The organism is Nostoc sp. (genome assembly GCF_036917935.1).
In the GTDB taxonomy this organism is placed as follows: Bacteria; Cyanobacteriota; Cyanobacteriia; order Cyanobacteriales; family Nostocaceae; genus Nostoc.
The window spans coordinates 71,801-85,964 of record NZ_JBALEL010000051.1 but is presented as its reverse complement, the minus strand read 5'-3'; the positions used below and the strand labels follow the sequence as shown (position 1 = coordinate 85,964).

9 protein-coding genes and 1 pseudogene are annotated in these 14,164 nt (G+C 45.0%); 6 read left to right on the top strand and 4 right to left on the bottom strand.

Annotation, left to right across the window (positions count from 1 at the left end):
- The first annotated feature begins 157 nt into the window (after nucleotides 1-157).
- The 4 genes and pseudogenes from gyrA (at nucleotide 158) to V7K62_RS21145 (ending at nucleotide 7,008) form a co-directional block, all read left to right on the top strand.
- Nucleotides 158-2,800, top strand: coding sequence for a DNA topoisomerase (ATP-hydrolyzing) subunit A (gyrA, locus tag V7K62_RS21160; RefSeq protein WP_334867482.1), 2,643 nt, complete (start codon nucleotides 158-160; stop codon nucleotides 2,798-2,800).
- Nucleotides 2,781-4,430 (top strand): apolipoprotein N-acyltransferase, encoded by a 1,650-nt coding sequence (gene lnt, locus V7K62_RS21155; protein WP_334867480.1) that lies wholly within the window; start codon nucleotides 2,781-2,783, stop codon nucleotides 4,428-4,430. Before gyrA ends, lnt begins: the two co-directional genes overlap by 20 nt.
- Before the next feature lie 517 nt (nucleotides 4,431-4,947).
- Nucleotides 4,948-6,196 (top strand): annotated as a pseudogene (locus tag V7K62_RS21150) (RNA-guided endonuclease InsQ/TnpB family protein).
- A 437-nt stretch (nucleotides 6,197-6,633) separates the two neighbouring features.
- Nucleotides 6,634-7,008, top strand: a complete 375-nt coding sequence (locus tag V7K62_RS21145; protein ID WP_334867478.1) for a hypothetical protein — start codon at nucleotides 6,634-6,636, stop codon at nucleotides 7,006-7,008.
- Between the two features lie 71 nt (nucleotides 7,009-7,079).
- Here V7K62_RS21145 and V7K62_RS21140 read toward each other — a convergent pair whose 3' ends face one another.
- The 4 genes from V7K62_RS21140 to V7K62_RS21125 form a co-directional block, all read right to left on the bottom strand.
- Nucleotides 7,080-8,084, bottom strand: coding sequence for a transaldolase (locus V7K62_RS21140; protein WP_334867476.1), 1,005 nt, complete (start codon nucleotides 8,082-8,084; stop codon nucleotides 7,080-7,082).
- Nucleotides 8,085-8,242: 158 nt separating this feature from the next.
- The gene (gene pyk, locus V7K62_RS21135; protein ID WP_334867962.1) at nucleotides 8,243-9,673 is read right to left on the bottom strand and encodes a pyruvate kinase; all 1,431 of its coding nucleotides are present in this window, start codon (nucleotides 9,671-9,673) and stop codon (nucleotides 8,243-8,245) included.
- A 263-nt stretch (nucleotides 9,674-9,936) separates the two neighbouring features.
- On the bottom strand, nucleotides 9,937-10,980 hold the full coding sequence (gene gap / locus V7K62_RS21130; protein WP_334867474.1) for a type I glyceraldehyde-3-phosphate dehydrogenase: 1,044 nt from the start codon (nucleotides 10,978-10,980) through the stop codon (nucleotides 9,937-9,939).
- A 243-nt stretch (nucleotides 10,981-11,223) separates the two neighbouring features.
- Nucleotides 11,224-13,068: a vWA domain-containing protein gene (locus V7K62_RS21125; RefSeq protein ID WP_334867472.1), complete on the bottom strand. Its 1,845-nt coding sequence runs from the start codon at nucleotides 13,066-13,068 to the stop codon at nucleotides 11,224-11,226.
- 279 nt (nucleotides 13,069-13,347) lie between these two features.
- Between V7K62_RS21125 and V7K62_RS21120 the strand changes: the two genes are divergently transcribed.
- The gene (locus tag V7K62_RS21120) at nucleotides 13,348-13,707 is read left to right on the top strand and encodes a Rieske (2Fe-2S) protein (RefSeq protein ID WP_334867470.1); all 360 of its coding nucleotides are present in this window, start codon (nucleotides 13,348-13,350) and stop codon (nucleotides 13,705-13,707) included.
- A gap of 204 nt (nucleotides 13,708-13,911) precedes the next feature.
- Nucleotides 13,912-14,079: a hypothetical protein gene (locus V7K62_RS21115; RefSeq protein WP_334867468.1), complete on the top strand. Its 168-nt coding sequence runs from the start codon at nucleotides 13,912-13,914 to the stop codon at nucleotides 14,077-14,079.
- Nucleotides 14,080-14,164 lie beyond the last annotated feature (85 nt).

The window sequence follows — 14,164 nt, the reverse complement described above, 5'->3', positions numbered from 1 at the left end:
ATTTGCGAGGTACTTGAGTTAGCTGCCCAGGCAAAAAAAAGCAATATATGCTAGGATTGTATCAAATTATAGCAATTATTCAAGAGCAATTTAGAATAATTTTGCGCTTTGTTGAGTAAAAAAGCTAAAATCTACGATTTTTGGAGATTTTTAGGTTATGACAACCTCACAGGAGAGGATTATCCCGATAGACTTGCGAACCGAAATGTCGCAGTCTTATCTGGAATACGCCATGAGCGTGATAGTGGGTCGGGCGTTGCCAGATGCCAGGGATGGTCTAAAACCTGTGCATCGTCGCATTCTCTACGCAATGCACGAGCTAGGTCTGCTCCACGATCGCCCCTTTAAGAAATGCGCCCGTGTGGTGGGGGAAGTGCTGGGTAAATATCACCCCCACGGGGACACGGCAGTATATGATGCCCTGGTGCGAATGGCACAGGATTTTTCGATGCGATCGCCCCTAGTTAACGGGCATGGTAACTTTGGTTCGGTAGACAACGATCCGCCAGCCGCAATGCGGTACACAGAATGCCGCTTGCAAGCTTTAACTAGTGCTGGTCTACTCCACGACATCGAATTAGAAACTGTAGACTTTGCCGATAACTTCGACGGTTCCCAGCAAGAACCCACAGTTTTACCAGCACGGATTCCGCAGTTATTGCTCAACGGTTCCTCTGGGATTGCCGTGGGCATGGCCACCAATATTCCCCCCCACAACTTGGGCGAATTGATTGATGCTTTGGTGGCAGTGATCCACAATCCAGAAATCACTGACATTGAGTTAATGCAGTATGTCCACGGCCCAGACTTTCCGACTGGGGCGCAGATTTTAGGAACATCTGCCATTCGAGAAGCTTACACTACCGGGCGTGGTTCCATTACCATGCGTGGTGTAGCTAACATTGAAACAGTTGAACAACGGGGACGCCCAGATAGAGAAGCAATTATCATCACCGAATTGCCCTATCAAACCAACAAAGCGGCGCTGATTGAAAAAATCGCCGAAATGGTGAACGAGAAGCGTCTAGAGGGCATTGCAGATATCCGGGATGAAAGCGATCGCGACGGGATGCGAATTGTGATCGAACTCAAGCGTGATGCTTATCCCCGCGTCGTTCTGAATAACCTTTACAAGCAGACGCCACTGCAAGCTAACTTCGGCGCGAATATGCTGGCATTGGTGAATAGCGAACCCCAAGTACTCACCCTCAAGCAGTTCTTAACAGTCTTCTTGGATTTCCGCATCGAATCCATAGCCAGACGCACCCGCTACGAACTGCGGAAAGCCGAAGAACGCGACCATCTTCTGCAAGGGTTATTGATTGCCCTATCCCAGTTAGATCCAATTATTGTCTTGATTCGCCATGCACCAGATGCACCCACAGCTAAAGGCGAATTAATCACAACTTACGGACTCTCAGAAGTACAAGCAGATGCAATTTTGCAGATGCAACTGCGGCGCTTGACTGCCTTAGAAGCAGACAAAATCCGTCTAGAACACGATGAATTGCAAGCGAAGATTACCGATTTGCAAGATATTTTGGCACGCCGGGAGAGAGTGCTAGAAATCATTGAAACTGAAGTTGCACAACTCAAAACTAGCTTTGCCACACCCCGCCGCACGGTGATTTTGCCAGGGGAAGGGGAATTAGATGACCGTGACCTAATTGCCAATGAAAAAGCGATCATTTTGGTTACAGAGCAAGGCTACATCAAACGGATGCCAGTCAACACCTTTGAAGCCCAAAGCCGTGCAACCAGAGGTAAAGCCGCAGCCAAGGTGAAAGATGATGATACCATTGAGCATTTTTTGACTTGCTGCGATCACGACAGTATTTTATTCTTTAGTGAGCGTGGTGTTGTTTATTGCCTGAGAGCTTATCAAATTCCAGCGAGTTCGCGTACTAGCCGTGGGACACCAATTGTCCAAATGCTACCGATTCCCAAAGAGGAAAAAATCACCTCGATTGTACCTGTTGACGAGTTTAGCAGTGAAGAATATTTGGTCATGCTCACCAAGGGCGGCAATATCAAGAAAACTGAATTGGCAGCCTTTAGTCACATTCGCGCCAATGGTTTGATTGCCATTTCCTTAGAAGAAGGCGACCAACTGCGCTGGGTGCGACGTGCTAAACCAGAAGACAGCGTAATCATTGGTTCTCGTAACGGGATGGCGATTAACTTCCGGTGTAACCACGAACAACTGCGTCCTTTAAGTAGGGCGACTCGTGGGGTGAAAGCCATGAAACTGAAAAATAAAGATGAACTGGTGGGTATGGATATTCTGCCCGCAGCAATTCTTGAAACTTTGGATACAGTTATAGAAGCCGAAATTGAAGATATCGAAACAATCGAAACAGTCGAAGCAGTCGAAGCAATCGAAACAATCGAAACAGAAGATATCGAAATTACCGAAATTAATGAAGAGTCCGCAGAAGTGCCTAGCAGTGGCATCATTGGCCCTTGGGTCTTGGTAATTACAATGGGAGGATATGGTAAACGCGTACCAGTTGCCCAGTTCCGGCTGCAAAACCGTGCTGGTCAGGGTTTAATGGCAACTAAGTTCAAAAACCGCAAAAACAAAGACAAGTTGGCAACCCTACGCATTGTCAACAACGATGATGATGAAATCATGATGGTGACAAATCGCGGTATTATCATCCGTCAAGCAGTGAATGCGATTTCTATCCAATCGCGATCGGCAACTGGAGTTAGAGTGCAGCGTTTAGATGAAGATGACGCCATTACCGGAGTGGCAATAGTTCCACCTGATGCTGTCGATGCAGAAGAAGCAGAGTAAGAAGCAGGGGGAGCAGGGGAAGCAGGGGAGGCAGGGGGAGAGGTTTATCTCTTTACTGCCTTGCTTAATTGCCTTAGCTAGCGGCATTTTAATGGGGCTAACCGTAGCCCCAGTAGGTGCATGGTTCTTGGCCTGGATTGCCTTAGCTCCCCTATGGATCTTGGTTGTTAGTTCTAGCTCAATCCAAAATCCAAAATCCAAAATCCAAAATGCCTTCGCTTGGGGTATCGGTTATCACGGTGTCGCTCTATCCTGGATTACGGGAATTCATCCCATGACTTGGTTAGGCGTTCCGTGGTTGCCGAGTTTGGCAATCACCCTTTTTTGTTGGGGATTTATTAGTGTTTTAGGAGGGGTATTCGTTGCTATTTGGGCAGCTGTAATGGTTCGCCTAGCGGGACAAAAACCGTGGCTACGTATACTGATTGGTACAGCCGTCTGGTGCGGTTTAGAAAGTCTGTGGAGTGCTGGGCCTCTGTGGTGGAGTTCCCTTGCTTACACACAAAGTCCGCACAATCTCGTAATTGTACATTTGGGCCAACTCTCTGGGCCTAATACTGTGACAGCGACAATAGTTGCTGTTAATGGGTTAATTGCAGAAGGATGGACGAACCGCAGAGACGCAGAGAGCGCAGAGAGAATTTCTTCTGTGTCCTCCGCGTCTCTGTGGTTGGTAAATAAATATTTAGTTACCGCCATAGGATTATTAATTAGCTTACACCTCATAGGTTTTATATTATACAGCCGTCCCATTGCCCAACTACCAGAAGCCGCCTTGAAAGTAGGGATTATTCAAGGTAATATTCCGAACCGACTTTTACGAAGTTCCGAAGGGTTTCGTCGCGCCCAAGAAAATTACACCAGTGGGTATATAACTTTAGCAAATCAAGGTGTAGATGCAGTCCTCACCCCAGAAGGAGCCTTACCTATTTTCCAGCGTGACTTGCTGGCAACTGCTTTAGTTGCAGCCGTGAAGGAAAAAGGTGTAGTTGCTTGGATTGGGGCTTTTGGCGAACGGGGAGACAGTTATACAATTAGTTTGTTTACTTTCAACAGTAAAGGTGAAATTGTCAGCCGCTACGATAAAGCCAAATTAGTACCTTTGGGGGAATATATTCCCTTTGAAGGCATTTTAGGGGGAATAGTTCAACGCTTGTCGCCTTTGGAAGCACACCAAGTACCTGGTTCAGCAAATCAGCTATTTGACACTCCTTTTGGTCGCGCGATCGCTAGTATATGTTACGAATCTGCTTTTCCTGAACAATTTCGCCGTCAAGCGGCTATGGGTGGGCAGTTTATCCTCAGTTCTTCTAACGATGCCCATTACACTGCATCTATGCCATTCCAGCATCATGCACAAGATATCATGCGGGCAATTGAAACTGATCGATGGTCAGCACGGGCAACTAATACCGGATATTCTGCCTTTGTAGATCCCCACGGCAAAACCTTGTGGATATCTGGATATAATACCTACGAAACTCATGCTGAAACAATTTATCGGCGACAGACACAGACTTTATATGTGCGTTGGGGTGATTGGTTAACACCGTTGTTGTTGATCTCGTCTGGAGGAGCTTGGCTGATAATTCGCGGTATAAATAAATTCAGTAATTTTGGAAATCCCTAGCCTATTGAGTTTTTAGAGTTATTAGCGTTGACTACTTAAATTTACCCTTGCCAGTGACTCAATAGTCAAGCAAGGTAGAAGTGCTTGCTGTGGCAACTGTACGGAATTTCCGTTTGAAAGCTAAATTCTGGACATTTATCGCGATTCATTTCAACTACTTTTGAGGCTTTCCCCAAATGAATAAATTACTTATTGGGATTGGAATGTTTTTAGGATCTACTATTGGCAGTTATATCCCCATATTATGGGGTGGAAGTTTGTTCTCGATTACCTCGATTTTATGGAGCGTTATCGGGGGCCTTGTGGGTATTTGGATCGGATATCGGATCTCGAAATATTTAGGGTTTATTTGAGTCTAGTTGGTTGGAGGTAGAAACCTGGTAACAGATTATTATTTACCGAAAAAATGGGTAAAAGCCCCGTCATAAAGGACGGCTTTATATTATATTTTCCAGACAATTATTGATAATCTTATGATGGGTGTGCTACAATAAGATAAGTGAAATAAAAGATATTCATGCTTCTTTTTGAATTCAAAACCTACGGCAAAGCATCGCAATTTCAAGCAATTGATGAGGCAATCCGAACGACCCAATTCATTCGGAACAAAGCCATTAGATTGTGGATGGACGGGCTTGCTAAGTCTTGGATTGAATTATCACGGCATTGTGCATTATTAGCAAAAGAATTTCCTTTTGCAAATAAGTTAAACTCAATGGCTAGACAAGCCGCAGCCGAACGAGCATGGGCTGCTATATCTCGATTTTACGACAACTGCAAGAAAAAAATATCCGGTAAAAAAGGATTTCCACAATTTCAGAAAGATTGTCGTTCTGTTGAGTATAAATCAACAGGATGGAAGCTTGCAGATAATCGTAAATCGATAACTTTCACAGATAAAAACGGTATCGGAAGATTAAAGCTTAAAGGCACTCGTGACCTGCATTTCTACCAAATAAACCAGATAAAACGAGTGAGATTGGTAAAACGTACAGATGGTATATATGCACAATTTTGCATTGATGCAAATCGCCAGGAGTTCACACAACCATCTCATCAAACAGTTGGTCTAGATGTCGGGTTAGAAAGCTTTTATACTGATTCCCTTGGCAATAAGGTTGAAAATCCTCGGTTCTATAGAACTGGGGAAAAAAAAATGAACCGGTCACAAAGACTTGTTTCTCGCAAAGTTAAAGGTTCTAACAACAGGCGCAAAGCAAGAAATATATTAGGTAGAGTTCACCTCAAAATAAGTAGGCAGCGCAAAGACCATGCTGTGAAATTGGCACGGTGCGTAATCACATCAAACGATGTAGTCGTCTACGTTAGCGAAGCGGGGCGCTCTTAGCGCACAGATTTGAGGATTAAGAACATGGTCAAAAATCATTGCTTGGCAAAATCAATCAATGATAGCGCAGCGTTAGCGAGTCTTCGAGCGTCTGCGGGATGGTATCAATTTAGAGTTTGGTTAGAGTATTTTGGGAAAGTATTTAAGAAGATAACTATTGCGATAAATCCTTCATACACTTCGCAAGAATGCTCTAAGTGTGGCTCCATTGTGAAAAAGTCTCTATCTACTCGTACCCACGTTTGTCAGTGTGGTTGCAAGCTAGATAGAGATCACAATGCTGGAATAAACATCCTTAATTTAGGATTGGGTACGGTAGGGCATACCGGAACCTTTGCGCTAGACGCAAGCAACGCTTTGGGAGAAACTACCTCTACTCATGAAGAGAGAAATCCTGTCTGAGCAAGTTGTCTCGTAGATCAAAGAATCCTCGTGCGTTTACGCCGAGGAGTGTCAAAGCTTCCACTCACGAATATTTAGCAGTTATCGTTTGCATTAAATACAGTTTTGATACATCTTGTATAGTAGAGATAAGTCTGATCTAAGGCTTCCTTTCATTAAAAATTTTGAGCATATAGTCCTTAATTAGCAAGGCTTTACAACCCATCTCACAATAAAAAATCTAGCGTATTTAACTAAGAATCGTATACTTTATTTATGTGAAAAAAATTACATTTTGCTAGATATTGACTATTTATATACACAAGTTTAAACAAATTACAATTATCCCTAAGGGTGAAATTGCAACACAGAACTTCATCCCAAATTAAGTTTAAAAAAAGTGCGCCAGCGATAATTCTCAGACTTGAAAGTGTTTTAATAAAGTTATTACCGAAAGTTTAGAGAAGCAAAAACATGAAAGGTTTCAGGAAGCTATCCTCAATAGCAATGTTGCTATTTGCCTTTGTGTCTCCGCCCTCATTAGCTGAAGCGAAAGATATTTCTCCAAGTCATGTTCTGAATGAACAGAGCGTTGCGCCAGATGCCAATCTGGTTGGAAGTAAAACCGGAGAGCTTTTGATTGCTCAACGGCGGCCAGGACGATACCAAATTATTCGACGGCGGCAGGAGTTCAGAGAACGGCAGTTTATTCGACGACGGCAGCCCGAACGATACCAAAATATCCGAGAACGGCAGTTTATTCGACGACGGCAGCAGTTCAGAGGACGGCAGTTTATCCAACGACAGCAGCCCTACGGACGAAACCAAAATATCCGAGGTCGTTATTGATGACGGCTGATACAGCTAACTAATGGTTAGTGGTTAGTGGTTAACCACCAACCACTAACTATTGTTATCTTCTAATGGCTTGCTACTACCTCTCCTTCAAGGCGAACTAGTCGGTCTGCCAAAAGTTTCTCAAGGTCTTCTAATGCCTTAGTGAAACCTTTGATGCCCTCGTCTAGTTTGTCATTTGCCATGCGGTCAGCCGCGTGCATTTTGTCATAAGTAGCTTTGTCAATGGATATCTTTTCGATTGACAAGTTTGCTGCCTTGGCGGGGTCAAGTTTGCGTGGCAGTTCTGCAACAGTTGACTGCAATTCAGCCAAAAGTGACGGCGAAATGGTCAGCAAATCACTACCTGCAAGTTCAGTAATTTCACCAAGGTTGCGGAAGCTAGCTCCCATAACTTCGGTTTTATAGCCGAATTTCTTGTAGTAGTTGTAGATTTTGGTGACAGACAAAACTCCTGGATCTTCGGCTGCTGGGTAGCTATCGCGTCCGGTATCTTTTTTGTGCCAGTCGAGAATCCGACCGACGAAGGGAGAAATTAGGGTAACGCCAGCTTCTGCACAGGCGATCGCTTGGTGAAGACCAAACAACAAGGTAAGGTTACAGTGAATACCTTCTTTCTCCAGGATTTCCGCAGCGCGAATGCCTTCCCAGGTGGAGGCAATTTTAATCAAAACGCGATCGCAACCAATTCCAGCAGCTTTATACTGGGCAATTAAATCCCGTGCCTTAGTAAGGGTAGCTTCGGTATCGTAGGACAAGCGAGCATCCACTTCCGTAGACACGCGACCGGGAATGATTTGCAAAATCTTTAATCCAAAGGCAACTGCCAAACGGTCAAAAGCTAGAGAAACTATCTGTGCTTGGTTGGCTCCGGCTCCGGCATCTTTCTTTGCCTGGAGTAAAGTATGATCAACAATTCCCTGATATCCTGACATTTGCGCCGCAGCAGTAATCAGAGAAGGATTGGTGGTGGCGTCTTGAGGTTTGAACTTTTCAATTGCCTGGATATCCCCCGTATCCGCAACCACAACAGTCATTTTCCGCAATTGTTCTAGTAAATTCTTAGACATAAAATACTCCGTGATGAATGTTACAGGATTTACTTATTCCCCAGTTCTTTACACTCTTTACACTCTTTACTGTTCCTTCAATTCTGATTCTGGCAATTTTTCTTAATCATTGCCCAATTTTGCTTACTATCTTGAGCCACAGCCCTATTCTAAGTGGCTTATGCCGAAATTGGCTGTCCAATGGAATGCACTTTGATTAAACTAGTTGTTCCTGATTTACCAATTGGAACACCAGAGGTAATTACCACCTTATCGCCCTTATTCGCTAGACCCATTTCTACAACTGTGTTCACCACATTGGTAAACATCTCTTCGGCATTGTGGACTGGTGGAATCAGCAAAGCTTCCACACCCCAAGAAAGTGCTAGCTGGCGGTAAGCGGTGATGTCAGCAGTGAGGGCAATAATCGGAGAAGTTGGCCGATATTTAGACACCATTCTCGCTGTATTCCCTGAAGAAGTGTTACAGAGAATTGCCCGTGAGCCTGTTTCATAAGCGATGCGACAGACTGATTCTGCCACAGATTCGGTAACGCTGAGACTGCCTGCTTCATGACACCAGGCATGTCTGCTACTCTCATCTAGAGCCTGTTCTGTCCGCACGGCGATGTTGTGCATCATCTGGACGGCGGCGATGGGATATTGGCCGACAGCTGTTTCACCAGAAAGCATTACTGCATCCGTACCATCTAGGATGGAGTTGGCAACATCGGTTGCTTCGGCGCGGGTGGGGTCGGGGGAACTAATCATCGACTCCAGCATTTGCGTGGCTGTAATCACTGGCTTGCCAGCATAATTGCAACGGCGAGTTATATCTTTTTGAATCAGAGGAACTTCATGAATCGGCATTTCTACGCCCAAATCGCCACGGGCAATCATGATTCCGTCGGCAACCTTCAAAATGGAGTCAAACTCCTCTACTGCCTCTGCTCTTTCGATTTTGGCAATTAAGCGGATGGAAGCGCCAGCGGCTTCGATCATTCGTCTGGCGGGTTCTAAGTCTTGTGGCGATCGCACGAAGGACACCGCTACCCAGTCTACACCCAACTGAATCCCAAAGCGCAGATCCAGCAAGTCTTTTTCGGTGATCGAACTTACAGGTAAAGGAGTTTGGGGGAGGTTTACTCCCTTGTGCGTAGAAATTAACCCGCCAATTTTTACTTGGGCGCGAATGCGATCGGCATCGCGAGCGGTGACAATCAGCTTGACGCGACCATCGTTAATCAAAATCGGTTCACCTGGTCGCATCATTGCGAACAAAGTCGGCAATGGTAGAGGTATTTCGTCAATATTCTCACCCTTATCTTGTAAAACAAAGGTAACTTCAGTACCGGCTTCCAGATTTAACCCTTCTGGTGGTAAAATACCTAAACGAATCTTAGGGCCACACAGGTCTTGCATAATAGCGATCGGCTTTTGCTGCTCAGTACTAATCTGCCTGAGATAGTGAGCTGTTTGGGCGTGGAATTCATAAGCTCCGTGGGAAAAATTCAGCCGTGCCACGTTCATTCCAGCTTCTACTAAGGCTTGCAGCTTTTCAGGTGCAGATGTAGCCGGCCCAACAGTACAAATGATTTTGGTTCGACGCATAGGGATTGGGGGTTGAGGAGTAACCTGCAAATTTGTCAGCTTTGAGCGTAGGCGTAGCCCGTCGTAGACATCGCACAAAGTATCTAAATTCACACGTGCTTCATATCACTTGTTTGCTAAATAAAAATACTAGATTCCGTTTTTTTTTAAGTGTATTTACCATTTGACCCAAATCCCAAAAGTCCCTAGTCAAGAGTCAGCAGTCAAAAGCTAATGACTAATGACTAATGACTAATGACTAATGACTAATGACTAATGACTAATCAAACCACAGCTGCTGTCGATGCGAGTTTTTCCTTCTGTGACATAGACAACATCAAGTCAATCACGCGATTTGAGTAGCCCCACTCGTTGTCATACCAGGCAATTACCTTGAAGAAGTTGGAATTCAACTCAATCCCAGCACCTGCGTCGAAGATACTGGAATGGGTATCACCTTGAAAATCTGTGGAAACTACCTCTTCATCTGTGTAACCCAAGATATCAGTTAATGAACCTGCGGCAGCCTCCTTCATGGCAGCACAGATTTCCTTATAACTGGTGGCTTTGGCTGTTTTGAAAGTTAAATCAACTACAGAGACATCGGGAGTCGGAACTCGTAATGCCATACCAGTTAACCTACCCTTCAATTCTGGTAAAACCAGTGCTACAGCTTTAGCTGCGCCCGTGGAGGAGGGAATAATATTCTGGCTTGCACCTCGACCACCCCGCCAGTCTTTCTTGCTGGGGCCGTCTACAGTTGGCTGAGTGGCAGTCATAGCATGAACTGTGGTCATCAACCCTTCAGTCAACCCAAAGTTGTCATTAATCACCTTAGCTATGGGAGCTAGACAGTTTGTAGTGCAGCTAGCATTGGAAACAATGATATCCTTGCTAGGGTCAAATAGGTGATGATTGACACCCATTAACAGGGTAGCAACTCTATCTGGATCTTTCGTGGGAGCGGAAATTATCACTCGCTTTGCACCTGCTTTCAGGTGGTTTGCAGCTCCTTCGTAGTCAGTGAAGAGTCCGGTAGCTTCCACGACATAATCTGCACCTAATTTTCCCCAAGGTAACTCTGCTGGATTCCTCACTGACACGCAAGGAATGAAATGCCCATCAATGAGGATGCCATCTTCCTTAGCTTCAACCTTGTGCTTTAATTTACCGTGGGTTGAATCGTACTTTAATAGATAAGCGAGGTTATCTGGTGGTACTAGGTCGTTAATGCCCACAAACTCAATGTTGGGATTATCGATGCCAGCGCGAAGCACAAGTCGCCCGATTCGACCGAAGCCATTGATACCAACTTTCAATTTAGTCAAGATTAAACCTCCCGTTGTGGAAAGTTGAACAAAAGGAGAAAGTTAAAAGTCAAAATAGATTGCCTTTTACTCTTTACTCTCTGATCCTGACAGTCTCAGTCGGCTAAGGCATATTTACTTGGCATCTTTTAAGGATTGGGGATTGGGCATTGGGAGGTTTGAGTCTTTTATGTGGATGAATCCAGTTCAAAGGTGGATGAACGAGGCTCTAATTTTCTTTGTCTCCCAGTCCCTAATCCCTAATTAATTACTAGTGGGTTGGACAAATCGCTTAATTTCACCACAGGCAATATAAGATTTGCCATCCGGTGCTGTTTTGACTTCATCAACGATGTAAAGCATTCCTTCCTCGCGAACCGATCGCGGAAAACGCATGTTCCAATCCGGTTCATATCCGTCGGAAACTACCCTAGCACGTAGCTTGCTGCCATCTTTGACACACTGAACTAAAATGCTGTCTCCTACACTGTCAGTTGTGGTCAGATCGGCAGCACTGGCAGGGCCTTTGGAAGCTTTACCTGTGTTAGTTAGATTCGATTGTCTAGGAGCAACGAAAATATCTGTTGCACCGGGTTGAGCAAAACGGGTGATATTACCACGTACCCGGTAGAAAGTGCGTTCGCTTGAGAGTTCCAGTCCTTCAACAACATAGCGTGCGCCCTCAGCACGAATGGCCCGGGGAAACTGGATGTTCTTGGTTGAATCGTAGCCTTCGGACACGATTTTCACCCGCAGTTTACCGCCTTCACGAACACAATGCAATTCAACACCCGAACCGACTTCATTGACAATCGGCATGGCGTACACTTCATCGCCAGCAGTCACACCGCGACCCACCAGATCGCTGCGATTGCGCGTCATCGTCTGGTAAGACTGATCCCGCATCTCTTTACGTCCGGCATTGCCTAGAGCTTTTTGGGCGATCCGACCTGCAAAATACTCAAGCTGCTCGATCTCTTCAGCAATTTCAAAATTCTCGTTCAACCCTTTATTCCGCAAATCTTTCACAAGCGCCCGCAGGGTTTGTTCAGCTTCCTGATGCTTGCCATGTTCAGCGAGATTAAGTCCAGTCTCTTTGGCCTTAGCGATCGTGAGGCGACTCAGTTCCAGAATAATATGGCTCGTAGCAGCAAAAGCTGCTTCCTCAACGGTGCCAACTTTGGTAACGACATCTATAGTACCTGACACGCTTTGAATGAGGTCATCTTGCACAACATCAGCGCTATAATGCAGCTTCATCACAGGTAACTCACCAACTTGAGCGCTTGATATCACCAAACTTAAGCCGAGAAGTTTGTCTTCGCCCTCGTAAAGCTCTCCCAAGGTGATGACAGCTTGACCAACATCATTCTGGCTAACTTTAGCAAGACTTAAGGTATCAACAAGGCTGACACCATCAGCCAACTCAAGTGTCACCTTGAGGTTCTGTCCCACTACTGCTCTGAGACTGTTTAACTCAATACTAAACACTTCACTTGCTTCGTCGATGCTCTGAATGAAGTAGAAGTTGCCCGTGGCGGCCCTTGCCATACCAATCAGCAGGTCTTCATTGAAACCCTGAGCAAAACCTAACGTAGTTGTGATAATGCCTTCCTCAGCTTTTTGCCCTGATGTCGCCGTCAGTATCTTGGGGTCTTGAATGCCCATATTGGCGTGACCATCGGTAAGCAGGAGAACACGATTGATTTTTTGCGGTTCAAGTCGCGTCTTCACGTGTTCACAGCCTTTGAGCCATCCCCCCGATAGGTTGGTAATACCACCTGCTCTCACCTTGCGGATAGAATTTTTCAGTGCGGCTTTGTTAGTCACCGCCTGGGGTGGCACAACACTGTCCACTTCATCGTCGTAAACAACTACTGAGAGAATGTCATAAGGCTCAAGTTGATCTACCACAGACTCAGCGGCTTTGAGTGCGTGATGCAAAGGAGCGCCTGCCATAGAGCCGGAACGGTCAATTACAAGAGAAAGGTTAAGGTTACGTCGAGGAGATTTAGCTACCTCAGCACGAAAACGTAGCAGAATATTAGTCTTTAATGAAGATCCTGCCGCGAGGATTGACTGGTCAAATTCGTAACTTGTCTTAATCATTTTTTATATTCCTCAAAATTGTCTGTTGTCAGCTACAAGCCTTATGATGTTGGGACAGTAAGTACTTTCTTTAGTTTACCCAGAAATTATTTTTTTCAGTGTCAATACATAATTTAATGTAACATTTTATAACTGTGGTATCTCACCAACAATCACTCTTTCGGAAAAAGTTTGTGAGCTACTGACTTCATCCTTCCTCACTCCTCTGTAGTGAAAGGCGATCGCACTGGTCACAATTGCGGGAAACTGAAAGCAGATCAATTAGGAAAGGAGAACCTAATGAGCTGGACTAAAGTTCTTGCAGTCGATGCACTTTCCCCAGGTGCGCGACAAGTGGTAAAAGTTGGGAACCGGAAAATTCTGCTTTTGAATCACGAAAGTCAGCTTTATGCAGTCGATAACACCTGTCCTCACATGAAATTACCGCTGAAAAGTGGGAAAATCACTGAAAATGGCGCAATTGTTTGTTCCTTCCATCACAGTGCTTTTGACCTGCGGACTGGTGAGGTAAAAGACTGGTGTTCCTGGCCACCTGGTGTAGGTAAGGTACTATCGTTGGTTTCACAACCAAAGGCACTGCCAGTGTTTCCGATTCGTGTAGAAGAAGACAGTATCTGGGTTGATGTACAAGAGGAATAGGACTCTCTGCCTGAATTTATAGCGTTTCTTTCTGAAGCTGCATATATATTTATTTACCCCGGCTACGCCGTCCCCCCTTAGCATCGGGGGGACTACAAGGGGGTCTTGTTATGTGCGTCTTCATACAGAATTGGTATTACCGAAACACACCGCCACGCCAGTACAGTCCGTTAGGCGCTAAATTCACTTTGAAAAGAAAGAACAGTGAATGCCAAACCCTCGAATCAGCAAGCTGTATGGGCGATGTCAGTTTTGTTGTATCTTTGTATTCCATTGCGTCATAGAGATTTGGCAGTATTAACCAGTTATCCTGCTTCATCTGCAACTTTTCCATACACCCTGCGGCTGAAGTATGGTGGTAAGCGACGATGATTTTATTTACAATCTGGTGATAGAGTTTTGCTTTCTGATTTCATGTTCAGTTTGATTCCATAAATTATTCCTGATTGAAAATTAA